The following is a 26,008-nucleotide window of genomic DNA, read 5'->3' as shown; positions in this document are numbered from 1 at the left end:
GCATTTACCAATCGCTTAGCTTTCGGCGGTACAACGTCTGACGCACAGACATACCATAAGGGGTCAACACGCATGACAAACTGCCTCGTAGTCGATGACTCCAAGGTTATCCGGAAAGTGGCTCGTCATATTCTGGAGTCGCTGGACATCAACGTCACGGAAGCTTGTGACGGCCGCGACGCCCTTACACAATGCGAGGCTTCTGTTCCGGACGTAGTCCTGCTTGACTGGAACATGCCGGTGATGAGTGGCATGGAATTCCTTCAGGCTCTCTCGAAGTCTCCGCTGCAGACGCGTCCAAAAGTCATTTTCTGCACGACCGAAAATGGACTTGGTCATATCAAGGCCGCTGTCGAGGCAGGGGCGGACGAATATGTCATGAAGCCATTTGATCGCGACACCTTGGAAAGCAAGCTGCAAATCGTCGGCATAATCTGAGCAATCTCCTCCGGATGGCTTCAACGACGCTGACCTAAGGTTTCACTACATGCCCGCAGACAATCCGGACATCGTCTGGTCGAACAGGAACGATCCGCCAAGCCGCGTCCTCATCGTGGACGACTCTGTCGTCGCGCGTACCGTGCTGGAGCGGATACTGGTCGCCCATCCGGATTTCGTCGTGGCCTGCAAGACGAATAACGCACAACAGGCCTTGGACTTTCTGGCGCGAGACGCGGTGGATCTCATTCTTCTCGACGTGGAAATGCCCGGTCAAAGCGGCATCATGGCTCTTCCGAAGATATTGGAAGCCGGCCGTGGTGCTAAAGTCATCATCCTATCGGGCCGCTGCGAAGAAGGCAGCGCGGCGGCGGTAGAAGCGTTGGCCCTCGGCGCGAGCGACATCATGTCCAAGCCGGACCGTGGTTCCTTCGGCGATCAGTTCGCCCGCGCGCTTCTCAGCAGGATGAGCCGTATATTCGGCGAGGAACGCGAAGGCGTCGCTTCAACCATTCATCTGCGCCAGACGGACGCGTATCGAGCGATTGGATGTGTGGGCGTCGGTGCCTCGACAGGCGGGATTCATGCACTGGGCCAGTTCTTTGCTGGGATACTGGAACCGTTGGGCGTGCCTATCTTGGTGACGCAGCACCTGCCACCCAGCTTCATCCCCTACTTTGCGACTCAACTCGGTCGGATGACCACTTTGCCAGTCAAGGTCGCGGAAGAGGGGGAGTTGCTTAAGCCCGATCAGGTTTACGTCGCACCCGGCGAAGCCAATCTGTGTTGCCGCCGCAGTTGGAATGGGCAGATTACCGTAGCGTTGTCGAGCGAACGCACGCCGCTCAGCGCGTTGCCAGCAGTCGATCCGATGTTCATGGCGATCGCCCGTTGTTACGGGCCGGGCGCTGCGGGCGTCGTGCTGACAGGCATGGGGCGCGACGGGACAGCAGGCGCGGGGCACATCGTCGATAGCGGCGGAATAGTTATTGCGCAGGACGAAGCGACCAGCGTCGTTTGGGGTATGCCCGGTTCTGTGGCTCGCGCAGGATTGGCGACGGCTCTTTTGCCACCGGAGAAGATCATGGGCTTTGCACGACAACATTCTGCGATCATGGCATGAGCGTCTCCGCGCCGGATACCGCCTTCACCGGCGCAATGCGCGTGCTGGCGAGCCTGCTTGAGTCGCGTACAGGCCAGATCCTGTCCGAAAATCGCATGTGGCGGATCGAGACGGCCTTGAAGCCTGTTCTACGTGCCAACGGCCTTGAGGACCTTGAAGCACTGGTGAGGCGGCTCCTGTCAAGCGCCGAACGGCAATTGAGCGATGATGTCGTCAACGCGCTGCTTAACAACGAAAGCAGTTTCTTTCGCGATCTTCAGATGTTTCAAATGATTAATCGCGAGATATTGCCGCATATTAGAGCAAACCGATCCGATAAAGTAGTGCGGATATGGTGCGCCGGATGTTCCACGGGGCAGGAGGCCTACTCGCTGGCACTTCAGTTCCGTAAGGATGCGGAGACATGGAAAGGGTGGCGGATCAGTATATTGGCTACCGACATTTCCACGTCAGCCATCACGCGCGCGCAATCGGGCATATTTTCGCAGATCGACGTCCAGCGCGGCCTGCCTATCAACGATCTTCTCACCTGGTTCGAGCCTGCGGGCGACGATTGGAAGATCAATGAAGATTTGCGGCGTATGGTTGATTTCCGGACTGATAACCTTCTTGATCCGCGTATTCCCGGCGGTCACTTCGACCTGATCTTATGCCGCAACGTTCTTCTTTATTTCTCGCTGGAGATGCGCCGGAAAGTTTTCGACCAACTTGCTCGATATAGCCGTCCGGGCACGTTTCTCCTTTTGGGTGCTGGCGAGACGGTGATTGGCCAAACCGATGAGTTTGTGTCCAGCAGGGATTTTCGTGGCAGCTACGAGCGACGCTCCAGCCTTGGCGAGATGGCCGAACCTGCCATCCGGCGGGCGCGCTGACGTCCCATTAAAGCGCTCATCGGGCAGCATCTTTGCCTTGTACCAGCCGTATCGCTTGATTGCGGTTCCACTCTCCGTCATTGTGGCGTCGTACAGCGCACGACGGTCCGGGAATGATGATGTTGAGTGGAGTTTTTGTGGCTGTCGAACCGGCAATCCATTGGGCTTCAAAGCGCGCAGTTCATCCGACGTATCGTAGAGCAGCGTCGCGAAAACCATCATGATCGACACGCCCTCGCCCAATTTCGACGAGCGTGGCGCGCCAGTGTCGATGCTGGTGCTTCATTATACCGGGATGCCCGACGCGGCGAGTGCGATAAACTGGCTGGCAAATCCCGAGTCCAAAGTTTCTGCGCATTATGTTGTGACCGAAGACGGTCAGGTGATCCGCATGGTGGCGGAGGACAAGCGGGCTTGGCACGCAGGCAAGTCGCACTGGCGGGGCTTATCAGACATCAACTCGGCCAGCATCGGGATCGAGATCGTCAATCCGGGCCATGAATGGGGGTATCGTCCTTTTCCGGATACGCAGATGCAGTCGCTGGTTCCGTTAGTGAATGAAATCGTTCAGCGTTATAAGATCACACGTGGCAATGTGGTCGGCCACAGCGATATCGCTCCGGCGCGCAAGCAAGATCCGGGTGAACTCTTTCCCTGGCACATGCTGGCGCGGCTGCGGCTTGCCTTGCCGCGGCCTACCAAGAACCTGATGGACCCACATTGGACCGACAGCGGCTTCATGCTGGCGCTAGAGCGCTTCGGTTATGACATCACCGATCAGGAGGCGGCGGTTGTCGCGTTCCAGCGCCGGTTTCGGCCGGAGTTGATCGACGGCATCATCTGCGGAGAGTGCCGGGCGATCCTTCTCGCGCTCTTGCTGCCAAAGCCAAGAGGGGATGACTAACCGTGCGAACCGCGCTAGGTACGGTCGCGCCAGGGGGCCGGGCGACCGCGGCGTAGCAATACGGCGAGGAAAGTCCGGGCTCCACGAAAAGACGGTGCCAGTTAACGGCTGGCGGAGGCAACTCCAGGGACAGTGCAACAGAGAGCAGGTCGCTAAGGCTTCGGCCCAGTGACAGTGAAAGGGTGCGGTAAGAGCGCACCGCGTCCCCGGCAACGGGCGACGGCATGGTAAACCCCACCGGGAGCAAGACCGAATAGGGGCGACGCGGGAGCAATCCCAGGGCTTTTTCGGCCCCGATCGCCCGGGTTGGTTGCTTGAGGCCATGAGCGATCATGGCCCTAGAGGAATGGTCGCCCATTCGTCGCAAGACGAAGGACAGAACCCGGCTTATAGGCCCCCTGGCGCTTTTATTTGCGGTGTCCTTCCTTTGCAGGCGTGCAAAGGCTACATTGGCGTGATGGCCAAAGCTACAAGATCGAACGACTGGGGGTTTCCCCGATGGCGCAGCTACGGCGCCTCGCGTGAGGCGCAGCAGGTGAAGCTGTGCGACCGTCATGGCTGCGACAAGCCGGGAAACTGCCCGGCACCGAAGTCGCCCAACAGCAAGGAACGCTGGTACTTCTGCGCCGAACATGCCGGCGAATATAACCGAAACTGGGACTATTTTCAGGGTCTGGATGCCGAGGAGCGCGCCTCTCGCGAGCAGGCGGAGCAGCGCGAGGCGGGCGGCTTTCAGGGCAGCAACTTCTACGGCTGGGGAGGCCCCGGCGACGGTAGCCGTTCACGCGACGAGATGAAGGCGCTCGAAGTTCTCGAACTCGAGACCGACGCCGACTTCGAAGCGGTGCGTAAAAGCTGGCGCCGGCTCGCTAAGGAAAATCATCCCGACGTGCGGCCCGGTGACGTAAAGGCAGCGGAGCGATTTCAAGCTATTCAGGCGGCCTATGACGTATTGCGCGTTGCCGAAGATCGCCGAACGTGGAAGCCGACGGGCACCAGTGCATGAAGACAGTCGTTCGGTCGAACTGGAAGACCGCTGTTCTTGTCTGCCGGAAATGCTCGAAGAAGATTGATGGCGGCTTTGGTTCTAAAGGCAATCAGCCCTTGGCCAAGGCTTTGAAAAAGCATCTAGCACTCAAGAAAGGGCGCAAGGGCGACGCCGGTGTTCTAGAAGTAAGTTGCCTCGGGATCTGCCCCAAAGGCGCGGTGACAGTCGTGAACGGAGCAGCCAGCCGGCACTGGTTGCTTGTCCGGCCGGGTGCCGATCTCGATCAACTGGCGGGTGAGTTGGGGTTGATCGCCAGCGCGCCTGCTGCTTAGCCCTTGCGGCGCGCCATGAAGGCGAGACGTTCGAACATCATCACATCCTGTTCGTTCTTCAGCAGCGCGCCATGCAGCGGCGGAATGGCCTTTGTGCTGTCCTGAGACTGGAGGACGTCCAGCGGCAAGTCCTCCGCCAGCAGCAGCTTCAACCAATCGAGCAATTCGGATGTCGATGGCTTCTTCTTCAGGCCGGGGACCTCCCGTATGTCGTAGAAGATGTCCATCGCCTTATTCACCAGGATCTTCTGGATACCGGGGAAATGCACATCGACGATCGACTGCATCGTGTCGCGATCGGGGAATTTGATATAATGGAAAAAGCAGCGGCGCAGGAATGCGTCGGGCAATTCCTTCTCGTTATTCGAAGTGATGATGACGACCGGGCGTTCCTTCGCCGCGACCGTCTCGCCCGTTTCATAAACATGAAACGCCATGCGATCGAGTTCCTGCAACAGGTCGTTGGGAAACTCTATATCCGCCTTGTCGATTTCGTCGATCAGCAGCACGGGCAGGACAGGGGAGGTGAATGCCTCCCACAGCTTTCCCTTGCGAATATAGTTGGAGATGTCGTGGACGCGCTCGTCGCCAAGCTGGCCGTCACGAAGGCGCGCGACCGCATCATATTCGTAGAGGCCCTGATGCGCCTTGGTCGTGGATTTGACGTTCCACTCAATCAGCGGAGCCCCCAGCGCCCTGGCGATTTCCTGCGCCAGAACCGTCTTGCCCGTGCCAGGTTCGCCTTTGACCAGCAGGGGGCGGCGCAACAAAATGGCCGCATTGACCGCGACCTTCAGATCGGCGGTCGCCACATAATCGCTGGTGCCTTCAAAACGCATAAGCCGTCCGTTCTCCGTTGCAGTGCGTCACGGAGTAGGGAGACGGATGGCGGGGCGCAAGCCCTTGAGAGCTTAACTGGGCTGGCGAACGCTTGCGCGGGCCTGAAGCAAATCCCAAAGTCCGCGATGCTGGCCCAGCAATTGCCGGCTGCCAAACACGAGCGCACGGGTAATGTTTGCGTCGACGCCTAACGCCTTTGCCAGGGCCAGCGTTGTCGACGCCGTAGGTAAAAGCGAGGGTGGCGGCTCGATCCCGATTCGCAACGCCGCCGACTCCAGGACCTTGCGAACAGCGCGCCAATCGAGCACGAGCGCTATCGCAGCACCCATCGCGCAACCCCGACGATCGGATTGTGCAAGCATGTCCAGTGCATGACGTTGTTGAAGAACGCTGGCGTCGCATTGGTCCTGCCCAGTTGTACTTGGGACCGGGCCAGCAGCCACCGTGACCTGTGTGAGGAAGGATCGCTCGGCGGAAAAAGCGTTCGCGGCCTGCAAGAGCCAAGGCCGGGCGGCGTTGTCGGCCGTGCGTGTTGCGGCGTGGTCGATCACGCCGGGATGACGGCCGTGCAAAATGCAAAGATAATGCGCCGCATCGGCAAGGTTGGGCAGCGAAATGGTGAGGGGGCTTGGTTGTGGGGCGGCCGCGTAAAGATGGGCGCCAGTGCCGTCGGCGGCAACCAGCGCGGCGATGACTTCGCCGACATCATCTTCAGAACTGCGCGGAACCGCTATGTTCATCACCAACCCCGTTTGTCGTGGAGTACCGGCCGTTAGAGGCTGGCACAGCACATAGGGAAGACTGTTACCTGAGCAGGGTAAAGAGGGGGTTAAATGCAAAAGGGAAATCCGCTAGTTTGCGGACTTCCCCCTGCTTTATCGTCAAACTTTATTGATCGAGGAAGCTGCGCATTTTGCGGCTGCGCGATGGATGCTTGAGCTTGCGCAACGCTTTGGCTTCGATCTGCCGGATACGTTCGCGGGTCACGCTGAACTGCTGGCCGACTTCCTCAAGCGTATGATCGGTGTTCATGCCGATGCCGAAGCGCATGCGCAGAACGCGTTCTTCACGCGGCGTAAGCGATGCCAGCACCCGCGTGACGGTTTCCTTCAGGTTCGCCTGAATGGCGGCATCCACTGGGATGACCGCGTTCTTGTCCTCAATGAAGTCGCCCAGATGGCTGTCTTCCTCGTCGCCGATGGGCGTTTCGAGGGAGATCGGCTCCTTGGCGATCTTCATCACCTTGCGGACCTTTTCGAGCGGCATCGACAGACGCTCGGCCATTTCTTCCGGCGTTGGTTCGCGCCCCTGCTCGTGCAGGAACTGGCGGCTGGTGCGGACGAGCTTGTTGATCGTCTCGATCATGTGCACCGGAATACGGATCGTCCGCGCCTGATCGGCAATCGATCGCGTGATCGCCTGCCTAATCCACCACGTCGCATAGGTGCTGAACTTATAGCCGCGGCGATATTCAAACTTATCGACCGCCTTCATCAGGCCGATATTGCCTTCCTGAATAAGGTCCAGGAATTGCAGGCCGCGGTTCGTATATTTCTTTGCGATGGAGATGACGAGGCGCAGGTTCGCTTCGACCATTTCCTTCTTGGCGATACGCGCCTCACGCTCGCCCTTCTGCACCATGTTGACGATGCGGCGGAATTCGCTGAGCGACATGCCGGTCGCCTGCGCGATTTCGCTGACCTCGATGCGAATGCGATCGACGGCACGTTCCTCGTTGGCAACGAAGGCCGCCCATTTCTTGTCGATCTTGGCAACGGACTGCAGCCAGCCATCGTCCAGTTCGTGATTCACATAACGATCAAGGAAGTCCTTGCGCGGCACCTTGTGGCGCTCGGCAAGACGCAGCATCTGGCCGCCCAAGGTGGTCAGGCGGCGGTTATAGGCATAGAGTTGATCGACAAGATATTCGATCTTTTGCTGATGGAACTGTACGCTCTCTACCTGCGCGGTCAGGTCTTCACGCAGTTGCTGATACTTCGCTTCCTGCTTGGCCGAATAGGCTTCGCCATTGGCCATCGCGACGAGACGCGACTCCTGCGCCTTCGAAAACGCACGGAAAATCTCGGTAATGGTCGCAAACTTCTCAAGCGCAATCGGCTTAAGCTGCTCTTCCATCTGCGCAAGGCTGAGCGTGTTGTCTTCCTCGTCGTCCTCTTCGACACGCGGCGCACGGCGCTCGGTCATCGAATCCTCGTCTTCATCGGCGTCGGCGGAGACCTCCTCGGGTTCCTCCTCTTCCTTGAACGAGGGACCGGCGTTCTTCGCGCTGATTTCGCCGTCATCGTCCTCGGCGCCTTCTTCAAGGCTCTCCGGTGCCGGATCTTTCGAAAGCATCGCGTCGAGATCGAGAATCTCGCGTAGCTGCATCTCGCCATTGTTGAGGGCAGTCGACCATTCGATAATCGCGTTGAACGTCGTCGGGCTTTCGCAAAGGCCCAGAATCATCGTGTCACGACCGGCTTCGATCCGCTTGGCGATCGCGATCTCACCTTCGCGGCTCAGCAGCTCGACCGCGCCCATTTCGCGCAGATACATGCGCACGGGATCGTCAGTGCGATCAACCGTTTCCTTCTTCTTCTCCGCTACCGGACGCGAAGAGCCATCGTCTTCACTGTCATCGGCATCGTCGTCGGCAGCATCGTCCTCCCGCTGCTTTTCCTCGTCGCCATCTTCGCCAGCTTCTTCGTTCTCGACGATATTGACGCCCATGTCGTTCAATGCCGACATCACGTCCTCGATCTGCTCGGAGGACATCTGGTCCTGCGGCAGGGCGTTGTTCAATTCGTCATAGGTAATGTAGCCGCGCTTCTTGGCACGCGACAGCAGCTTCTTGACCGAAGCCTCGTTGAGATCGAGCAACGGCGCATCGCCGCCTTCGGGATCTTCGGTTGTCGTCGTGCCTTTGTTAGCCTTGGTCGCCATGTAATCGCCTTAACCCCGTGGTCCGTCACCGGACCGTCAAACTGTATCTTCCGGCTGCATCAGGTCCGCCAGTCGTTGCGCATGGGCCGCCTTCAACTCCCGCAGCTTCTGCTGGCGCAGATAGCTTGCTTCGTCCAAATCTTCGCCCATGGCACGCGTAGCTTCCGCCAATGCCGCATCAATCTCCGGTCCAGCCGCAATTACCCGGATGGCCTCATCCAGATCGCGCCGGGCGCGATTCTCATCAGCCTTTTTTCGGGTAAAAGTGAATGTCAGCGCGTCGGCCCGGAGTAGCCCCTTCGCCCTATTATACAATTCACCTGTCCCCAATATGGTAAGCAGGCCATTTGTTTCAACACTTTCTTCGCGCATAGCACCCGCCAACAGCTTTTCCATCAACGCAGCCATAGCAGGATCAGCGATTCGCAACGCGGAGAGTTCCTCCAGATGCGCCTTTATTCGATCCGGATAGCGAAACAGTCCGGCGATGACGCCGCAAAGAAGCATGGCTTCGGTGCCGGTGGCGCGAATCGCGCGAGTCTCTGTAATCGGTGGCGCGATAGGCGCTTGCCACTGACCACGACGGTCCACCTTGCCCCGCTGCGCCCGTTGTGTTCTTTGCGGTATTGGCGTGAAGGCGCGGCGGGCGAAGAACAACGCATCGTGACGCTCGCGGAATATCTGCGCATAGTGGGCGCGAACGTCTCCATGTGTCATGACATCGGTATATTCCGATAGTCGCTGCTTAAGAGCGGCGCGCTGCTCGGGTGTATCGAGCGGACTGGAAGCGAGGGCATGGTTCCACAGGCGATCCACGAGTGATTCCGACTGCGCAAGTAACGACTCGAAGGCCGCAGCACCCGACGCCCGGACCAAATCGTCCGGGTCCTGTCCTTGGGGCAGCGTTGCGAAACACAGGCTGTGACCTGGGCGGAGCAGGGGGAGGGCGCGCAACGCCGCGCGGATCGCTGCCTTTTGGCCTGCCGCGTCGCCATCGAAGCAGAGGATCGGAACCTCGACCATCTTCCACAGCCGCTCGATCTGGTGCTCGGTCAGCGCCGTGCCAAGCGGCGCGACGCACTCGCCAAAACCCGCCTGCGCGAGCGCGATAACATCCATATACCCTTCGACCGCAATCACTCGGCCAGTCTGGCGGGAGGCGGGAGAGGCGCGATCCAGATTGTAAAGTGTACGCCCTTTGTCGAACAACGGCGTGTCGGGCGAGTTCAGATATTTTGGTTCGCCCGCGCCTAATATGCGCCCGCCGAACGCGATGACGCGGCCGCGCGGATCGCGGATAGGGATCATCAGCCGCCCGCGAAAACGATCATAGCTGTCGCGCTTGACGTCGCCGGTAGCTTCGGGGTCGATCAGCAATCCGGCCTCGACCAGCATCGGGTCGCCGAAATCGCGGAGGGCCCTCTTCAGCTTGCCGCGCGAGTCGGGGGAGTAGCCGAAGCCGAACGCTTTGATGGTATCGGCACGCATGCCGCGCTTCTTGAGATAGTCGCGCGCGCCGCCGCCATCTGCGCCGTTCATCTCGCCCACGAACCAATCCTGCGCCGCCTGCATCACATCGTGCAGCCCCTTCGCCTGCTCGGCACGCTGCGCCGCGCGGGGATCAGCGGCAGGCACATCCATGCTGGCGGCAGCGGCGAGTTCCTTCACGGCATCCATGAAGGGCAGGCCGCGCTGCTCGGTCATCCACCGGATCGCGTCACCATGCGCCCCGCAGCCGAAGCAGTGATAGAAGCCCTTCTCGTCGTTGATCGTGAAGCTGGGCGTCTTCTCGTTATGGAAGGGGCAGCACGCTTTATACTCGCGCCCGGCCTTCTGCACCTTGATGCTCTTGCCGATCAGCGTGGAGAGCGTCGTCCGCGCGCGCAGTTCGTCCAGCCATTGCGGGGTGAGGCTCAACGTGCGCCTCGGTTCAGCTTAAGGCAGCTTTGACTAGGCCACTCGCCTTGCTCATGTCGATCACCGTGCCGTGGCGTTCCTTCAGGACGGCCATCACCTTGCCCATATCCTTGGGGGTGGTTGCGCCCACTTCGGCCTTGATCGCATCGATCGCGGCGCGTGTGTCGGCTTCGCTCATCTGCGCGGGGAGGAAGCTTTCGATCACCGCGAGTTCGGCCTGCTCCTTAGCGGCGAGTTCTGCGCGGCCACCGTCAGTGAACATCGTGATCGATTCGCGGCGCTGCTTCACCATCTTTTGCAGCACGTCCACCACGATCGCGTCATCTTCGGGCACCTGCGTCGCAGTGCGCAATTCGATGTCGCGGTCCTTCAACTTGGCGGAAATCAGACGGACGGCGGCCAGCCGATCCTTCTCCCCAGCCTTCATCGCTTCGATCTGGGCGGCTTTGATGGCATCACGAATCATCGGCAAAATCGGTCCTGTCTGTCGGAAACGAACAGCTATAACGGAAAATGAAATTATTGACAGGAGTTGACCCCACGTCGCCACAGGCATAGGTGACCGGCCGTTTAACCCGTAGAAAACGGGCCGGACCCCAAGAGCAAAAAAGGACCGCTTGCGATGGCAGATGCCAAGACCCTCACTGTGCCCAAAGGAGCGAGCGGGGTATTGGTATTGGCCGACGGAACGTGCGTGTTCGGGCGCGGCTTTGGCGCTGTAGGCGATGCGGTGGGCGAAGTGTGCTTCAACACCGCGATGACCGGCTATCAGGAGGTCATGACGGATCCCAGCTATGCCGGGCAGATCGTCACCTTCACCTTTCCGCATATCGGCAATGTCGGCACAAATCTGGACGACGTGGAAGCGGATGAGCCTTTCGCGCTGGGTTGCGTCGTGCGGCAGGACGTGACGGAGCCGAGCAGCTTCCGCAATGTGCAGCCCTTCGATCAGTGGATGAAGGCCAATGGCCGCATCGGTCTGTCGGGGGTCGATACCCGCGCGCTGACGCGGATGATCCGGGAGAAGGGCGCGCCCAACGCCGTGATCGCGCATGATCCCGAAGGCGCGTTCGATTTGCCGGCGCTGGTTGCCAAGGCGCAGGCGTGGCCGGGTCTGGAAGGCATGGACCTTGCGATCCAAGTGACGGGCAAGGAGAGCCGTTTGTGGAGCGGCGGGCCCTGGGCGCTGGGCAAAGGCTATGCCGAAGCCGATAGCGAAGTTGACGGTTCGAACGGTACCCGCCCGCATGTGGTCGCGCTGGATTATGGCGCGAAGAACAATATTTTCAGGAACTTGGTGAAAGCGGGTGCCCGCGTGACGGTATTGCCCGCGACGGCCTCGTTCGACGAGATTTCGGCGTTGAAGCCCGATGGCGTGTTCCTGTCCAATGGCCCCGGCGATCCGGCGGCTACGGGCGAATATGCGGTGCCGGTGATCGGCGAGTTGCTGGAGAAGGACGTGCCGATCTTCGGCATCTGCCTTGGCCATCAATTGCTGGCGTTGGCGGCGGGCGCGAAGACGGTGAAGATGCATCAGGGGCATCGTGGCGCTAACCATCCGGTCAAGCGGCTGTCGGACGGGCTGGTCGAGATCACTAGCATGAACCATGGCTTTGCCGTCGATACCGATACGCTGCCCGCCAATGTGCGGCCGACGCATGTGTCCTTGTTTGACGGTAGTAACTGTGGCCTGGAACTGACTGATAAGTCAGCCTTCAGCGTGCAATATCATCCAGAAGCCTCGCCGGGGCCGCAGGACAGCTTCTATCTGTTCGAGCGGTTCGTTTCCGGCCTGAAGCAGGGCGACCGGCCATGAGCATCAAGCTGCCCAAGGTTGATCCCGCTCGGTTGGAAGAGGAATGGGAAGCGGACAAGAAAGTCCTCGCCAACCTCGCCGCCAATGGCGACAAGGCCCGCACCCCGCGCCCCGTGGACGTCAGCTTCCGGGGCAGCGAGAAGGATCTGGAGCGGGTGCTGGACCATGCCAGCCAGTTCGGCTTCGTCGAGCTGGACCGCGAGGAACCGGAGGAAGGCGGCGACCCCTATCTCTTCCTGGAATGCGAACAAGCCGTGGACGAAGCCTCCATCCGCGCGCTGACGCTCAAATGCTTGCAGATCGAGATATTGTTCGACGTGGAATATGACGGCTGGGGCTGCGAAGCTGTGACGGGGGCGGTGCATTGAGCCTATGAGCGCTTCTGCAATATCTGATCAAAGGAAGATACTAGAGTACCTGTCGAGCAGAATAGCTGGCGGGGATAATCGATATTGCACAATTCCCACTATCAAAAAGCATGCGCGGATCGATGGAAGCAACCAATACATACTTGCGTTGACTGATGATCTCGAAACTTCGGGATTTATTATCACTCGCCAATTTTATCAGATATCAGGCGGGCGTCTCTTTCAGGCGACAGCAAGAGGCGTTGATCTAGTAAAAGGCGATCAAACGATTACTGTAGACAGCGCGCAATGGACTGGCCGCCACAAAGTTTCCGAGGCGCAAAGAATAGCAATATCTGCTCTGCTGCTTGATCTCCGCCGAGAGATTGAGTCTTCCAAACTATCCAACACGAAGAAAGCAAACGCACTTGCGTTAGTAGATGCCGCGCAAACTTTGGTGGATGCGCCTGACCCGCCATGGCCGGAAGTCATGCGCCTCCTCCGCTCGCCCTCTCTGGGGAATATTCTAGCTGTCGCAGGGTTTATCTTCTCCATTGTCCAAATTTTAGTCGCATCGACTGGATCATAAATGCCCAAACGCACCGACATTAAATCCATCCTCATCATCGGCGCAGGCCCGATCATTATCGGGCAGGCGTGTGAGTTCGATTATTCGGGGACGCAGGCGTGCAAGGCGCTGAAGGAGGAGGGCTACCGGATCATCCTGGTGAACTCCAACCCGGCGACGATCATGACCGACCCGGACATGGCGGACGCGACTTATGTCGAGCCGATCACGCCGGAAATCGTCGCGAAGATCATCGAGAAAGAGCGGCCCGATGCGGTGCTGCCGACGATGGGCGGGCAGACGGCGCTGAACACGGCGCTGGCGCTGTGGAATGACGGCACGCTGGAGAAATATGGCTGCCAGATGATCGGCGCCGATGCCGAAGCGATCGACAAGGCCGAGGACCGGATGAAGTTCCGGCAGGCGATGGACAAGATCGGCCTCGAAAGCCCCAAGTCCGCGATTGCGCATACAGTCGAGGAGGCTTTGGCAGGTCTGGAGCAAGTGGGCCTGCCCGCGATCATCCGTCCGAGCTTCACCATGGGCGGCACCGGCGGCGGCATCGCCTATAACCGCGACGAGTTCGTGCGGATCGTGACCGGCGGAATCGATGCGTCGCCGACCGATGAAGTGCTGATCGAGGAATCGGTGCTCGGCTGGAAGGAATATGAGATGGAAGTCGTGCGCGACCGCGCCGATAATTGCATCATCATCTGCTCCATCGAGAATATCGACCCGATGGGCGTCCACACCGGCGACAGCATCACCGTGGCCCCGGCACTGACGCTGACGGACAAGGAATATCAGATCATGCGCAACGCATCCATTGCGGTGCTGCGCGAAATCGGTGTGGAAACAGGCGGTTCCAACGTACAGTTCGCAGTGAATCCCGCTGACGGACGGCTGGTGGTGATCGAGATGAACCCGCGTGTGTCGCGGTCGTCGGCGCTGGCGTCCAAAGCGACAGGCTTCCCGATTGCAAAGGTCGCAGCGAAGCTTGCGGTGGGGTACACGCTGGACGAGATCACCAACGACATTACTGGCGCGACGCCGGCGAGCTTCGAGCCGACCATCGACTATGTGGTGACGAAGATCCCGCGCTTCGCGTTCGAGAAGTTCAAGGGCTCCGAGCCGCTGCTGAACACCGCGATGAAGTCAGTGGGCGAAGTGATGGCGATCGGCCGCTCGATCCATGAGAGCCTGCAGAAGGCGCTGCGGGGGCTGGAGACCGGCCTGTCGGGCTTCAATACGGTCGATTATCTGGTCGGCGCGCCGAAGGACGACATCATTGCTGCGCTGGCGTTGCCGACACCGGACCGGTTGCTGGTCGCGGCCCAGGCGCTGCGCGAGGGGCTGACCGTCGCGGAAATCCACGGAATCGCGAAGTACGATCCGTGGTTCCTGGAGCGGATCAAGGAGATCATCGACGCGGAACAGGGCGTGCTGGACAATGGCTTGCCGCAGGATGCGGACGCGATGCGGCAGCTGAAGGCCATGGGCTTTTCGGACAAGCGGCTGGCGTGGCTGGCGCTCAAGTCCGCGAATCTGCGGCCCGGCATGTCGCGCGCCGTTGCGCATGGCTCCGGGCTGATCCGCGAGGCGGTTGTAGCGATGACCGGGGGCATCACCGAAGGCGAAGTGCGCGCGCTGCGGCACAAGCTGGGCGTGCGCCCGGTGTTCAAGCGGATCGACACTTGCGCTGCCGAGTTCGAGGCGAAGACGCCGTATATGTATTCGACCTATGAGGCGCCAAGCTTTGGCGAGGCCGAGTGCGAGGCGATGCCGTCTAATCGGAACAAGGTCGTAATCCTTGGCGGTGGGCCGAACCGGATCGGGCAGGGGATCGAATTCGATTATTGCTGCTGCCATGCGTGCTTTGCGCTGGGCGACGTTGGCTATGAGACGATCATGATCAACTGCAACCCGGAGACAGTTTCGACCGACTATGACACTTCCGACCGGCTGTATTTCGAGCCGCTGACGGCAGAAGATGTGCTGGAAATCCTGGCGGTAGAGCAGTCGAAGGGTACGCTGGCGGGCGTGATCGTGCAGTTCGGCGGACAGACGCCGCTGAAGCTGGCGCAGGCGCTGGAGGATGCGGGGATCCCGATCCTGGGTACATCGCCCGACGCCATCGACCTGGCCGAGGACCGCGAGCGGTTCGCTGCGCTGATCGACAAGTTGAAGCTGAAGCAGCCTGACAACGGTATCGCGCGCAGCCGCGAGGAAGCGATCGCGGTCGCCAATCGCATCGGCTACCCGGTGCTGATGCGGCCAAGCTATGTGCTGGGCGGGCGTGCGATGGAGATCGTCGACGGGCAGGCGCAGCTTGAGGAGTATATCACTACCGCCGTTCAGGTGTCGGGCGACTCCCCCGTGCTGATCGACCAATATCTGCGCGACGCTATTGAAGTGGACGTGGACGCGCTGTGCGATGGCGAAGATGTAGTCGTTGCAGGGGTGCTCCAGCATATCGAGGAAGCGGGCGTCCATTCGGGCGACAGTGCATGCTCGATGCCGCCCTACAGCCTCTCGCAGGAGATCATCGCGGAGATCGATCGGCAGGCAGAAGTGCTGGCGCGGGCGCTGTCGGTAAAGGGGCTGATGAACATCCAGTTCGCCGTCAAGAATGGCGAAGTGTACCTTATCGAAGTCAATCCGCGCGCCAGCCGCACGGTGCCGTTCGTCGCGAAGGCCATCGGTACGCCGATCGCCAAGATCGCCGCGCGGGTCATGGCGGGCGAAAAACTGCGCGACTTGCCGCAGATCGATCGTCACGCGATCGGCCATATCGCCGTCAAGGAAGCGGTGTTCCCGTTTGCGCGCTTCCCCGGCGTCGATCCGGTGCTGTCGCCGGAAATGAAGTCCACCGGCGAAGTCATGGGCATCGACCGCGATTTCGCAACGGCATTCGCCAAAGCGCAGTTGGGGGCGGGCACCGTCCTGCCGACTTCGGGCACGGTGTTCATCTCGGTCAAGGAGAGCGACAAGGCGGTGATCCTGCCTGCCGCGCGCAAGATCGTCGGCGCTGGCTTCGCCATCGTCGCCACGGGCGGCACGGCGCGCTTCCTGCAGGATAACGGCATTCCCGCCGAGACGGTGAACAAGGTCGCGCAAGGTCGTCCGCATATCGTTGACCGGATTACCGATGGCGGCGTGGACCTGATCTTCAACACGACCGAGGGTTGGCAGTCACTGAAGGACAGCCAGTCTATCCGCGCAAGTGCTTTGAAACAGAAGATTCCGAGCTTTACGACGGCGGCGGCGAGTGTTGCGGCAGTCGATGCGATTGAGGCTTTGCTGGCGCGTCCCCTTGAAGTTCGCTCCCTGCAATCCTATTATTCACGGTCGCAAGCCTGAATCCCTGCACTTCAGTCATGCTGCGGGTGGCCCATACATACGGTGGGGCCGCTAAAGGGAATATTTGACAAAGGATACGGAATGGCGACCGCCGAAAAGATGCCGATGCTGATGATCGGCTACGAGAAGCTGACGGCGCAGTTGAAGGAACTGAAAGCCGAACGTCCGCTGATCGTGGATGCCATCGAGGAAGCGCGTGCCCATGGCGATCTTTCCGAGAATGCTGAATATCACGCGGCCAAGGAGCGTCAGGGGCAGGTCGAGGCGACGATCGCGGACCTGGAAGATAAGCTTTCGCGCGCGCAGATTATCGATCCGACGACGCTTTCAGGCGACAAGATCGTGTTCGGCGCTACCGTGACGTTGCTGGATGAAGATGATAAGCCAGTCACTTACCAGATCGTCGGACAGGCAGAGGCTGACGCGAAGTCCGGCATGATCTCCTATAACAGTCCGCTGGGGCGTGCATTGATCGGTCGCCAGAAGGGCGATGAAGTCGAAGTGACCGTGCCCTCCGGCGAAAAATTCTATCTGGTCGACAAGATCGCCTTCGTTTGATGCGCATGGGCACCTGACCGGAATGGACATACGCCAGTGAAACTTCCGCGCGGGCAAATGACGAACGGGCTGGCGATTGTAACGCTGGTTCTGTTCGTGCTGGTCTGGGGCCTTGGTCAGATAGACTATGCCGCTGCCGCAGGTGGCTTCATTCCCGCCCGGTTGAGCAGTCCGGGTGCGTTCGTGCATTCGGTCGGCGCGTTTGTAGTGCCGGTATGGCTGACACCGCTGACGGCCACGCTGATTCATGGCGGGTGGATGCACATTGGGTTCAACATGCTGATGCTCGTATTTTGCGGGCGACATGTCGAGCATGTGCTGGGTCCACGCTTGCTCTTGGTGCTCTATGTCATTGGCGCGTATGCGGCTGCGGCTGCGGAGTGGGTGCTTAACCCATCCTCGTTATCACCGATGGTTGGCGCGAGCGGCGCGATCTCCGCGTTGCTGGGCACGTACGCGTTGATGTACAGTCATCAGAAGGTGCGCGCCATCGGGCCATTTTCGGCGAATTTCGTCAGGATCGCCTGGTTGGCCGCAGGGTGGACTGCGATCCAGCTTATGATCGGCCTTGCGACTGTGGGCGGGACGGGCGATCTGGGCGAGGACATCGGACAGATCGCGATTGGTGCGCATATCGGCGGATTTATCGCGGGGTTGATGTTGACCCGCCCGATACTACACCTGCGGTTTCGCAGAGGGCCGGCAGGGCTCAACAACTTTTGACGTCACGTGATCTTTAGGGGGTTCTGGTCAGGCTCCAGCAGACGATGAAGATGTACGATGACATACTTCATCTCTGCGTCATCGACGGTGCGCTGAGCGGCTGCACGCCACGCCTTTTCGGCGCTTGCGTAGTCTGCAAAGACGCCGACGAGATCGATCGCGTTCAGGTCTTCGAATTCAAGCGTTTGCGGGTCTTTGACGCGACCACCCATTACGAGATGCATCTTGCTCAAAACGGCTTATCCTTCTTGGGGAGAGACGTATGAGCCGGTAGCAGAGGCGCGATGGATTTCCAACTATGCTAGATAAGAAAGGACCGGACCACGCGGGGTCCGGCCCATATTTTCGCGGGTACGGCAATGTTCTACTTGCGCAGCCTGCTGGCGGTAGATGCAGCAGCATCCTTAGTACGCGACGCCACCGAATCGGCGGCACTGACAGCTGAAGCAGCGGCACCCTTTGCACGTGTCAGAGCCGAGTCCGCGACTTCCGCCGCTTTTACACCGGCGTCACTGATGGCTGCGCGCGCATCGGATGCAGCACGGGATGCCGTGATGCGAGCCTGCTCAGCGTGATTTTCTAACGCTTCGACGGCTAGGCTGGAAAGTTCGCTGGCGCGGGCGCCAAGGGCGGCAATGCCACCGGTGCCTGAGCGAATTAGCGCACGCCCCTTGGGGAACAGAATCGCCAGCGCTGCGCCTGCGGCTACCGCAGCGGCGGTGGCTGCTATCGGATGCTCCTGGATCAGTTCGTTGGCGCGTGTAGCGACCTTGTAGGACCGATCACGCGCGTCTCCATAGACCTCAGTAGCCTTCTCCTTGGATCGGGAGAAAGTTTCCGCTGCGCTGCCTGCCGCGCCTTTCAGCTTTTCTGCGGCATCGCCCGCATATTCGCGCGCACGGCCGAATTGTTCGTTGATTTCATTTTTCATGACGGAACTCCGTTATGGACCGGGAAAGTGCATTGCGAAATGATGTCAGGCGATCGCGAACGTCCGTGCGCAATCCGGCCGGTTCTTCAGGTGTCCTAAGACGTGTCCAGCAGCGCTTCGTCATCCTGCAAAGCGGACGGCGAAACAGATAGGCGATAACGCCAACCCCGACCAAACCCGTCGCGGCGGGATGATTACGAACGGTATCGCTGGCCTTCTCTCGGGTCGTATCGATCGTATGGACTAGCTTGGCTTTCGCATCGTTCTTAAGGCGCGTGGGGCTGACACGGGCACGGGCGATCTGCACATTGGCAAGGAAGCTTTGCTTCTTCGCTTCTGCGGTTTCGACAGCCGCCAGATATTCATCACGCGCGCTCATGCCTTGATGTCCCTGGTCATCTGCGTGATGCGCGACTTCGCCAACAGTGCAAGGAGGCCTGCGATCACCAACGCTGCGACTACCACCGCCGCGGTTGCACCGCCCGGCGTAAGGGCTGGGGAGAGGGTAATGATAAGCCCAACGAGGAGCGCGCCAACTGCCGCCAGCGCGATCACCAGCGCCCCGACAAGCAATATCGCAATATAAGTCGCGCTTGCAGCGACAATGCCCGCACGCAGCTTCTGCTTGTTCAGTTCTGCATGGGCATATTCTTTGCCGCTGCCGACCAGTCGCGAGAATGCCTCGCCGATCGACTCATTCTCGACTCTGTTTACCCATGTGTCGTCGGCAAGGACGCGGTCCTCACCGCCGACAATCGGTTCATTCACCGTTTCATTCACAACATACGCTCCGACCTATCGCGTCACCACAAGTGCGCTCGTCACGATAGGCGTCACGCGTCCGCAGAAGAGTCCGAGCCTTTGGCCAGACGCATCAGCACATATCCTGCAACGGCCGCCGCACCGATCGCGACGGCAGGGCTTTTGCGAACAAAATCCCGCGCTTCGCCGATCAGTTGATCGATATCCTTGGCGTCGAGCGACTTTGCCGCGCCCGACACGGCTTCCGCCGCGTAGCGCGCATAATCGCCATATTGCGGACCTAGCTTGGAGTCGACTGTGCTGGCGGTGTCAGAGATCAGCTTCGACAGGCTCTGCATGGCCGTGCCGGTCTTGTCCTTGGCCACGTCTGCGGCGGAACGCGCGGTCTTGGTGGCCTGATCTTTCAACTGGTCACCATGTGCCTTCCAGTCCACATTTTCCGTCGCTTTCAGGGCAGCGGCCTTAACCTTTTCGGCATTAGCCTTCACGCTTTCCTTCACCTTTTTAGTGGTGGAAGCGGACGTGGTATCAGCCGTTCCTGTGGGAATGGCAGTCGCCGGGGTTGGCGTCACAGGACTTCTCGGGTTTTTCCCCGTGGTGGTGCCTGTCTCGTTCAGCGTGTCAGCCATAATAGTTCCTCCTCGCAGAATGCACGCTCCGTACGGAGCCTCTTCGTCGGTCCAATGCTTGCGGACTGCAACGGTTCCGTTCCGAATGCAGTTTCGCATATTGCAGCCTGAAATTCGTATCGCATGCGTTACGGAGTTTTACGCCTGATGCAAGCCTCGCTCTTTTCTATCGCCATTGCCAATAATGACCCTGCTGGCTAAGCGGGGCGGCATTCAGCAGCCTTCTATCGTCAGGGGACATCTATGACTGCCATTCTCGACATCCATGCACGCCAGATTCTCGACAGCCGGGGCAATCCGACAGTGGAAGTGGATGTCATGCTGGAAGACGGCAGCTTCGGTCGGGCTGCAGTGCCCTCGGGCGCTTCGACGGGTGCGTATGAGGCGGTCGAGAAGCGCGATGGCGACAAGAGCAAGTATCTGGGCAAAGGCGTGTTGCAGGCTATCGAAGCCGTCAACACGGAGATTTCCGAGGCTCTGATCGGCATCGACGCTGAGGATCAGGGTGAAGTTGATGCAGCGATGATCGCTCTCGACGGCACGGAGAACAAGTCACGGCTGGGGGCCAACGCGATTCTAGGCGTGAGCCTTGCGACGGCGAAGGCTGCGGCGGATGCGCGCGGGTTGCCGCTGTATCGCTATGTCGGTGGCGTGTCCGCGCATGTGCTGCCGGTGCCGATGATGAACATCATCAATGGCGGCGAACATGCCGACAACCCGATTGACTTCCAGGAATTCATGGTGATGCCGGTCGGTGCGGAAAACCTGGCCGACGCGGTGCGGATCGGCGCGGAAATCTTTCATACATTGAAGAAGGGCCTTCACGACAAGGGGCTGGCGACCGCAGTAGGCGACGAAGGCGGCTTCGCGCCGAACCTTGCGTCCACCACCGACGCACTGGACTTCATCATGGCGAGCATCGAGAAGGCTGGATACAAGCCCGGCGATGACGTGGTGCTGGCACTGGATTGCGCCGCGACCGAGTTCTTCAAGGGCGGCAAGTACGAGATGGTGGGCGAGGGCAAGTCGCTCTCCTCGCTGGAGATGGCGGACTATCTCGCCGACTTGTGCGCGCGCTATCCGATCAAGTCTATCGAGGATGGCATGAGCGAAGACGATTTCGACGGCTGGAAGGCACTGACCGACAAGATCGGCAGCACGGTACAACTCGTCGGTGATGACTTGTTCGTCACCAATCCCAAGCGCCTGTCGATGGGGATAGACAAAGGTCTTGCCAATTCGCTGCTGGTGAAGGTCAATCAAATCGGCACCCTGACCGAAACGCTGGCTGCCGTGTCGATGGCGCAGCGGGCGGGCTATACTGCCGTTATGTCGCACCGTTCGGGCGAGACCGAGGACGCGACGATTGCCGATCTGGCGGTCGCGACCAACTGCGGGCAGATTAAGACGGGTTCGCTGGCGCGGTCCGATCGGTTGGCCAAGTACAACCAACTCATCCGGATCGAGGAAGAGTTGGGCGATATCGCTGTGTTCGCAGGCCGTTCGATCTTCAAGTAAAGCTTAGCTAATACTGTGCCGACCAGCGAAGTCGGCACAGTATCGTAACGACAAAAATCGATGCGTTAGCTCAACTTGTGCAGATTTATGTTGCAAGCCTGAATCGCCTATGATTCAAGGGGAAATGGTTCATATCGCGAAATTACGAGCGCTGCTGATGTCGGCATTGGGGCCTGCGATTGCGATCCTCCTCCTGTTGCTTTTCGCTGGCTATGCGGTGTTCGGATCGAGCGGCATCTTGGCCTGGGGCGACTACTCCCGACAACTGCATGAAAGCCGCGCAGAATTGGCTATGGTCAAGAAGCACCGGGACCAGTTGAAGAACCGCGTCCAGCTTCTCGATCCGCGTCGCGCCGATCCCGATATGGTGGACGAACTTGTCCGCAAGGAATTGAATGTCGGGCATCCCGACGAAGTGATCGTGCCCCTCAAGTAACGCATGTTACCAGAACGCGCGGTGGGGCCATTTTAGTTGTCGTACCTGACATGATCCTCGCCTCCCGACCCTGAGAGGGCGTTGCATTATGCCGCAGACTGGCCCTATATCGCTCCTCCTCCCCGGAACGACAAAGAAGGGTTCCTCCTTTGGCTAAATCAGCTTCGCCACGCACGGCATCGGCCAAGGCGGCCGCTCCTGCTCCGGCAGATCATAATCGTGAACGTCCCGATGCGCCTTCGGATTACAAGGCGAGCAAGGAAGAACTGCTCGAATTTTATCGTCAGATGGTGCTTATCCGCCGCTTCGAGGAGAAAGCGGGCCAGTTATATGGCCTTGGCCTCATCGGCGGCTTCTGCCATCTTTATATCGGTCAGGAAGCCGTTGCGGTCGGCATTCAGTCGGCGCTTGAACCCGGCAAGGACAGCGTCATCACCGGCTATCGCGACCATGGGCATATGCTTGCCTATGGCATCGATCCCAAGGTCATCATGGCTGAGCTGACTGGTCGCGCCGCGGGCATTTCGCGCGGCAAGGGCGGATCGATGCACATGTTCAGCGTGGAACATAAGTTTTACGGCGGGCATGGTATCGTCGGCGCGCAGGTGTCGCTCGGCACGGGCCTTGGCTTTGCGCACAAATATAACGACGATGGCGGTGTATGTGTTGCCTATTTCGGAGACGGTGCCTCCAACCAGGGACAGGTCTACGAAAGCTTCAACATGGCTGAACTGTGGAAGCTCCCGATCATCTTTGTGATTGAGAACAATCAGTATGCGATGGGCACTTCGGTCAATCGATCCTCCGCGGAGGATCAGCTTTATCGCCGTGGCGAGAGCTTCCGCATTCCGGGTATCCAAGTCAACGGCATGGATGTGTTGGCGGTGCGTGGCGCGACCGAAGAAGCGCTGGCATGGGTCAAAGCCGGCAAAGGGCCGATCCTGCTCGAAATGAAGACCTATCGCTATCGCGGCCACTCGATGTCCGATCCTGCCAAGTATCGCTCACGCGAGGAAGTCCAGGAGATGCGCGACAAGTCCGATCCGATCGAGGGCGCGAAGGCGTATCTGCTGAAGGCCGGCGTCAGTGAGGACGAGATCAAGAAGATGGATCAGGACATCCGCAAGATCGTCAGCGAGGCGGCGGACTATGCTGAATCTTCGCCTGAGCCGGAAGCGGCTGAACTGTATACCGACGTGCTGGTGGAGCAATATTAATGGGTATCGAAATCAAGATGCCGGCGCTGTCGCCCACGATGGAAGAAGGCACGCTGGCCAAGTGGCTGGTCAAGGAAGGCGACGAAGTGAAGTCGGGCGATATTCTCGCCGAGATCGAGACTGACAAGGCGACGATGGAATTCGAAGCCGTGGACGAGGGCAAAATCGGCAAGATCATGGTCGCGGAAGGCACCGACGGGGTAAAAGTCGGCACGGTTATCGCGACAATGGCGGGTGAGGGTGGCGAAGAGGCTGCGCCGGAACCAGCCCCTGACGCCAAGGGACCTAAAGCTGCGGAAAGCACGCCTCCAGCGGCGCCCGAAGCGGCCCCCGATGCGCCGAAGAAAGCCGAGAGCGGCACGTCTAAGCTTGCGTCCGAAGCCAGGCCGCAGATTGCTGATCCAGCGGTTCCTGAAGGCACCGAATATGTGAAGGTCACGGTGCGCGAAGCTCTTCGCGACGCGATGGCGGAAGAAATGCGCTCCGACGAACGCGTGTTCGTGATGGGCGAGGAAGTTGCGGAGTATCAAGGCGCATATAAAGTCACGCAGGGATTGCTGGAGGAATTCGGCCCCAAGCGCGTGATCGACACACCGATCACGGAATATGGCTTTGCAGGCGTAGGCACAGGCGCGGCAATGGGCGGTCTGCGCCCCGTTATCGAGTTCATGACGTTCAACTTCGCCATGCAGGCGATCGACCACATCATCAATTCCGCCGCGAAGACCAACTACATGTCGGGGGGCCAGATGCGCTGCCCGATCGTGTTCCGTGGCCCGAACGGCGCAGCCAGCCGGGTGGGCGCACAGCACAGCCAGAATTATGGCCCGTGGTATGCCAGCGTACCGGGCCTGATCGTCATCTCGCCCTATGATGCGGCGGATGCCAAGGGGCTTTTGAAGGCTGCCATTCGCTGTCAGGATCCGGTCGTGTTCCTGGAGAACGAACTGCTTTATGGCCGCACGTTCGATATCCCGAAGCTCGATGATTACGTCCTGCCGATCGGCAAGGCGCGCATCATCCGCGAAGGCAAGGATGTGACGCTGGTCAGCTATTCGATCGGCGTAGGCCTCGCGCTTGAAGCCGCCGAGACACTGGCCGGTGAAGGGATTGAGGCGGAAGTCATCGACTTACGCACGCTCCGTCCGCTGGACACGGCGACGGTGCTGGAGAGCTTGAAGAAGACCAACCGCATCGTTGTGGTCGAAGAAGGCTGGCCGACATGCTCCATTGCGTCGGAGATCGCCGCGGTCGTGATGGAGCAGGGCTTCGACGACCTCGATGCACCGTTGCTGCGCGTCACCAACGAGGACGTGCCGCTACCTTACGCCGCGAATCTGGAAAAGGCGGCGCTGATCGACGCGGGGCGCGTTGTCGCTGCGGCGAAGAAGGTCTGCTATCGGTGAGCCAATAAGAGGAGCGTGCTCTGCCCGCTCCTCTTATTATCAACAGGTGGAAGCGGTCACACCAGCGACCGGGTAAATCTGCGACAGGTCGCGATCATCCCGAACGACCATTGCGGCGACGCTGTTCATGTCCTTGTAGGTCATCATGCCGAACATGTCTGGCCGGATGAGCGGGAACAGCGGCTCGTATCGATAGTGTACCTCCACGAAGATGACGGCAGTCCCGGCTGGCGCAAAGACTTGTCGTCCTGTCGGCCCCATCCCAGTGATGTTATCAACTCCTTCGAGGCCGTATTGCGGAGTGTATTCCGTGGCCCGCCCGTAGCAGCGTTGCCAATGGATATAATTTCTTCCGACATGCGCCGTATGCGTGTCGGGTTCCAGACTCGATATAACGATACGGGCCTTGTTCTTGTTCACATTGGACCCGCTGACCTGTTTTTCCGAATAGGTGCCGTTGATGTTCATGTTGCCGCCCTGCGCAAGCGCGCCCTGCAACAGATCGTTCACTTGCGCTTCGGTGATCTTCTTTGCGGCTAGGGGATCACCGGAGCCGATGCGAGACGCGTTATCGGCGACCTGTAACGCTAGCGCGGACAGTCTCATCGATGTTATCGAGTAATTGGCGAGTTCCACACCGCCTGTAATCAGCACCAGCATGATCGGCGTTACTAAAGCGAATTCAATTAGCGCGAGACCGCTTCTATCATCCCGTAGTCGTTGCAAAGTGCAACGAGCGCGTTGGGTTAGACGCTGCGCAATCATGGGCAATTCCTGGGCGTCAGTGATCCCGCCCGCGTCACCTGATCGCCATATGGTTGGTTGGCCATCACTGTGGTGGCGCTCAAGTTGACGTTCGGAGAAAAGCCGATGAGCGCCGCGACTGGAAAAAGGCGAGGATATGACGTCCTTACTGAATAGACGAGTACGTCCTTGGCTCCCCCCGAACCGCTGGAGCCGCCGTTTGCATCATAAACGTCATTGAAGTTGCGGTCGATCCAGACTTCTCCCGGGCTACAAACCCCGTCTTGGTTAGCATCTTCGGGTTGGGCGGCCTGTGCCTGGGTAAAATCGCCATATGACGTGCGCGTTATCTGAATGTCGTTATCCGTCAGTGATGTATTGAGGTCACGCACTGCGGAGCGGACGTTACCGTCTATGATCGTTTTTTTTGCTGTCTCGGCACCCGTTGCCAAGGATGAGTCGCGCGCGGCCTTCTGTACCGTGCCTTGTAATACGGCCTGCATGTAGAGGGTGTGCCCGAAATCCAATCCGCCCATGATGAGCGCGAGAAAAACCGGCGCTACTATGGCGAACTCGATAGCTGTTACGCCGCGTTCGTTCGGTCCAAATTTCTCAAAGAGGCTCCGCATGCTCATC

General features: G+C 59.5%; 28 protein-coding genes and 1 other RNA gene. 17 read left to right on the top strand and 12 right to left on the bottom strand.

Translation table 11 applies throughout. From position 1 onward, the window contains the following. The first annotated feature begins 72 nt into the window (after positions 1–72). The 7 genes from C1T17_RS14655 (at position 73) to C1T17_RS14625 (ending at position 4,657) form a co-directional block, all read left to right on the top strand. Complete coding sequence (locus C1T17_RS14655; protein ID WP_104954079.1) at positions 73–438, top strand: response regulator; 366 nt, start codon at positions 73–75, stop codon at positions 436–438. 49 nt (positions 439–487) lie between these two features. Further along, positions 488–1,561: a chemotaxis protein CheB gene (locus C1T17_RS14650; protein ID WP_104954078.1), complete on the top strand. Its 1,074-nt coding sequence runs from the start codon at positions 488–490 to the stop codon at positions 1,559–1,561. Then, entirely contained in the window at positions 1,558–2,433 is an 876-nt protein-coding gene (locus C1T17_RS14645; protein ID WP_104954077.1) for a CheR family methyltransferase, read from the top strand. The genes C1T17_RS14650 and C1T17_RS14645 overlap by 4 nt, the downstream gene beginning before the upstream one ends. 220 nt (positions 2,434–2,653) lie before the next feature. Continuing rightward, positions 2,654–3,337, top strand: a complete 684-nt coding sequence (locus tag C1T17_RS14640; RefSeq protein WP_104954076.1) for an N-acetylmuramoyl-L-alanine amidase — start codon at positions 2,654–2,656, stop codon at positions 3,335–3,337. Positions 3,338–3,366: 29 nt separating this feature from the next. Beyond that, an RNA gene (rnpB, locus tag C1T17_RS14635) (RNase P RNA component class A) lies at positions 3,367–3,743 on the top strand. A gap of 51 nt (positions 3,744–3,794) precedes the next feature. Then, positions 3,795–4,343, top strand: a complete 549-nt coding sequence (locus C1T17_RS14630; RefSeq protein WP_104955255.1) for a J domain-containing protein — start codon at positions 3,795–3,797, stop codon at positions 4,341–4,343. Further along, positions 4,340–4,657 carry a (2Fe-2S) ferredoxin domain-containing protein gene (locus C1T17_RS14625; protein WP_104954075.1) on the top strand — a complete coding sequence of 106 codons (318 nt, stop codon included), beginning with the start codon at positions 4,340–4,342 and terminating at the stop codon, positions 4,655–4,657. The genes C1T17_RS14630 and C1T17_RS14625 overlap by 4 nt, the downstream gene beginning before the upstream one ends. On the opposite strand, the gene C1T17_RS14620 is transcribed toward C1T17_RS14625, so the two are convergent. From C1T17_RS14620 to C1T17_RS14600, 5 genes are all read right to left on the bottom strand, one after another. Next, positions 4,654–5,496, bottom strand: coding sequence for an AAA family ATPase (locus C1T17_RS14620; RefSeq protein ID WP_104954074.1), 843 nt, complete (start codon positions 5,494–5,496; stop codon positions 4,654–4,656). The genes C1T17_RS14625 and C1T17_RS14620 overlap by 4 nt on opposite strands. A gap of 72 nt (positions 5,497–5,568) precedes the next feature. Continuing rightward, complete coding sequence (locus tag C1T17_RS14615) at positions 5,569–6,237, bottom strand: DUF6975 family protein (protein ID WP_104954073.1); 669 nt, start codon at positions 6,235–6,237, stop codon at positions 5,569–5,571. Between the two features lie 148 nt (positions 6,238–6,385). Continuing rightward, positions 6,386–8,440, bottom strand: coding sequence for an RNA polymerase sigma factor RpoD (gene rpoD / locus C1T17_RS14610; RefSeq protein WP_104954072.1), 2,055 nt, complete (start codon positions 8,438–8,440; stop codon positions 6,386–6,388). A gap of 36 nt (positions 8,441–8,476) precedes the next feature. After that, positions 8,477–10,357 (bottom strand): DNA primase, encoded by a 1,881-nt coding sequence (gene dnaG, locus C1T17_RS14605; RefSeq protein WP_104954071.1) that lies wholly within the window; start codon positions 10,355–10,357, stop codon positions 8,477–8,479. Between the two features lie 13 nt (positions 10,358–10,370). Further along, the gene (locus C1T17_RS14600) at positions 10,371–10,823 is read right to left on the bottom strand and encodes a GatB/YqeY domain-containing protein (protein ID WP_104954070.1); all 453 of its coding nucleotides are present in this window, start codon (positions 10,821–10,823) and stop codon (positions 10,371–10,373) included. A 156-nt stretch (positions 10,824–10,979) separates the two neighbouring features. Here C1T17_RS14600 and carA point away from each other — a divergent pair, with 156 nt between their 5' ends. The 6 genes from carA (at position 10,980) to C1T17_RS14570 (ending at position 17,729) form a co-directional block, all read left to right on the top strand. Then, complete coding sequence (gene carA / locus C1T17_RS14595) at positions 10,980–12,173, top strand: glutamine-hydrolyzing carbamoyl-phosphate synthase small subunit (RefSeq protein WP_104954069.1); 1,194 nt, start codon at positions 10,980–10,982, stop codon at positions 12,171–12,173. Beyond that, positions 12,170–12,541 (top strand): ribonuclease E inhibitor RraB, encoded by a 372-nt coding sequence (locus tag C1T17_RS14590; RefSeq protein WP_104954068.1) that lies wholly within the window; start codon positions 12,170–12,172, stop codon positions 12,539–12,541. Before carA ends, C1T17_RS14590 begins: the two co-directional genes overlap by 4 nt. 148 nt (positions 12,542–12,689) lie before the next feature. Beyond that, on the top strand, positions 12,690–13,109 hold the full coding sequence (locus tag C1T17_RS14585) for a hypothetical protein (RefSeq protein WP_189338361.1): 420 nt from the start codon (positions 12,690–12,692) through the stop codon (positions 13,107–13,109). Continuing rightward, the gene (carB, locus tag C1T17_RS14580) at positions 13,110–16,448 is read left to right on the top strand and encodes a carbamoyl-phosphate synthase large subunit (protein WP_104954066.1); all 3,339 of its coding nucleotides are present in this window, start codon (positions 13,110–13,112) and stop codon (positions 16,446–16,448) included. Between the two features lie 81 nt (positions 16,449–16,529). Next, on the top strand, positions 16,530–17,006 hold the full coding sequence (greA, locus tag C1T17_RS14575) for a transcription elongation factor GreA (RefSeq protein ID WP_104954065.1): 477 nt from the start codon (positions 16,530–16,532) through the stop codon (positions 17,004–17,006). 57 nt (positions 17,007–17,063) lie between these two features. Continuing rightward, positions 17,064–17,729, top strand: coding sequence for a rhomboid family intramembrane serine protease (locus C1T17_RS14570; protein WP_104954064.1), 666 nt, complete (start codon positions 17,064–17,066; stop codon positions 17,727–17,729). A gap of 2 nt (positions 17,730–17,731) precedes the next feature. Here C1T17_RS14570 and C1T17_RS14565 read toward each other — a convergent pair whose 3' ends face one another. The 5 genes from C1T17_RS14565 to C1T17_RS14545 form a co-directional block, all read right to left on the bottom strand. Beyond that, positions 17,732–17,962, bottom strand: coding sequence for a DUF4170 domain-containing protein (locus C1T17_RS14565; protein WP_104954063.1), 231 nt, complete (start codon positions 17,960–17,962; stop codon positions 17,732–17,734). Between the two features lie 131 nt (positions 17,963–18,093). Then, on the bottom strand, positions 18,094–18,660 hold the full coding sequence (locus tag C1T17_RS14560) for a hypothetical protein (protein ID WP_104954062.1): 567 nt from the start codon (positions 18,658–18,660) through the stop codon (positions 18,094–18,096). Further along, the gene (locus tag C1T17_RS14555) at positions 18,650–19,039 is read right to left on the bottom strand and encodes a hypothetical protein (RefSeq protein WP_104954061.1); all 390 of its coding nucleotides are present in this window, start codon (positions 19,037–19,039) and stop codon (positions 18,650–18,652) included. The genes C1T17_RS14560 and C1T17_RS14555 overlap by 11 nt, the downstream gene beginning before the upstream one ends. Continuing rightward, positions 19,036–19,428 (bottom strand): phage holin family protein, encoded by a 393-nt coding sequence (locus tag C1T17_RS14550; RefSeq protein ID WP_223262623.1) that lies wholly within the window; start codon positions 19,426–19,428, stop codon positions 19,036–19,038. Before C1T17_RS14550 ends, C1T17_RS14555 begins: the two co-directional genes overlap by 4 nt. Before the next feature lie 65 nt (positions 19,429–19,493). Further along, the gene (locus C1T17_RS14545) at positions 19,494–20,051 is read right to left on the bottom strand and encodes a hypothetical protein (RefSeq protein ID WP_223262622.1); all 558 of its coding nucleotides are present in this window, start codon (positions 20,049–20,051) and stop codon (positions 19,494–19,496) included. Between the two features lie 243 nt (positions 20,052–20,294). Here C1T17_RS14545 and eno point away from each other — a divergent pair, with 243 nt between their 5' ends. The 4 genes from eno to C1T17_RS14525 all read left to right on the top strand — a co-directional run bounded on the left by eno (position 20,295) and on the right by C1T17_RS14525 (position 24,628). Then, the gene (gene eno / locus C1T17_RS14540; protein WP_104954060.1) at positions 20,295–21,569 is read left to right on the top strand and encodes a phosphopyruvate hydratase; all 1,275 of its coding nucleotides are present in this window, start codon (positions 20,295–20,297) and stop codon (positions 21,567–21,569) included. Positions 21,570–21,693: 124 nt separating this feature from the next. Next, on the top strand, positions 21,694–22,005 hold the full coding sequence (locus C1T17_RS14535; protein WP_104955252.1) for an FtsB family cell division protein: 312 nt from the start codon (positions 21,694–21,696) through the stop codon (positions 22,003–22,005). A gap of 149 nt (positions 22,006–22,154) precedes the next feature. Then, positions 22,155–23,222: a pyruvate dehydrogenase (acetyl-transferring) E1 component subunit alpha gene (gene pdhA, locus C1T17_RS14530; RefSeq protein WP_104954059.1), complete on the top strand. Its 1,068-nt coding sequence runs from the start codon at positions 22,155–22,157 to the stop codon at positions 23,220–23,222. Beyond that, entirely contained in the window at positions 23,222–24,628 is a 1,407-nt protein-coding gene (locus tag C1T17_RS14525) for a pyruvate dehydrogenase complex E1 component subunit beta (RefSeq protein WP_104954058.1), read from the top strand. The genes pdhA and C1T17_RS14525 overlap by 1 nt, the downstream gene beginning before the upstream one ends. Before the next feature lie 39 nt (positions 24,629–24,667). Here the strand turns inward: C1T17_RS14525 and C1T17_RS14520 are convergent, their stop codons facing one another. Together C1T17_RS14520 and C1T17_RS14515 are read right to left on the bottom strand one after the other, a co-directional pair. Beyond that, positions 24,668–25,393: a TadE/TadG family type IV pilus assembly protein gene (locus tag C1T17_RS14520; protein ID WP_104954057.1), complete on the bottom strand. Its 726-nt coding sequence runs from the start codon at positions 25,391–25,393 to the stop codon at positions 24,668–24,670. Next, positions 25,390–26,007, bottom strand: a complete 618-nt coding sequence (locus tag C1T17_RS14515; protein WP_104954056.1) for a TadE/TadG family type IV pilus assembly protein — start codon at positions 26,005–26,007, stop codon at positions 25,390–25,392. The genes C1T17_RS14520 and C1T17_RS14515 overlap by 4 nt, the downstream gene beginning before the upstream one ends. Position 26,008 lies beyond the last annotated feature (1 nt).

This window comes from Sphingobium sp. SCG-1 (assembly GCF_002953135.1).
GTDB lineage: Bacteria > Pseudomonadota > Alphaproteobacteria > Sphingomonadales > Sphingomonadaceae > Sphingobium.
Note: the sequence above shows the minus strand (reverse complement) of the source record. Positions and strands in the feature narration are given on the sequence as shown.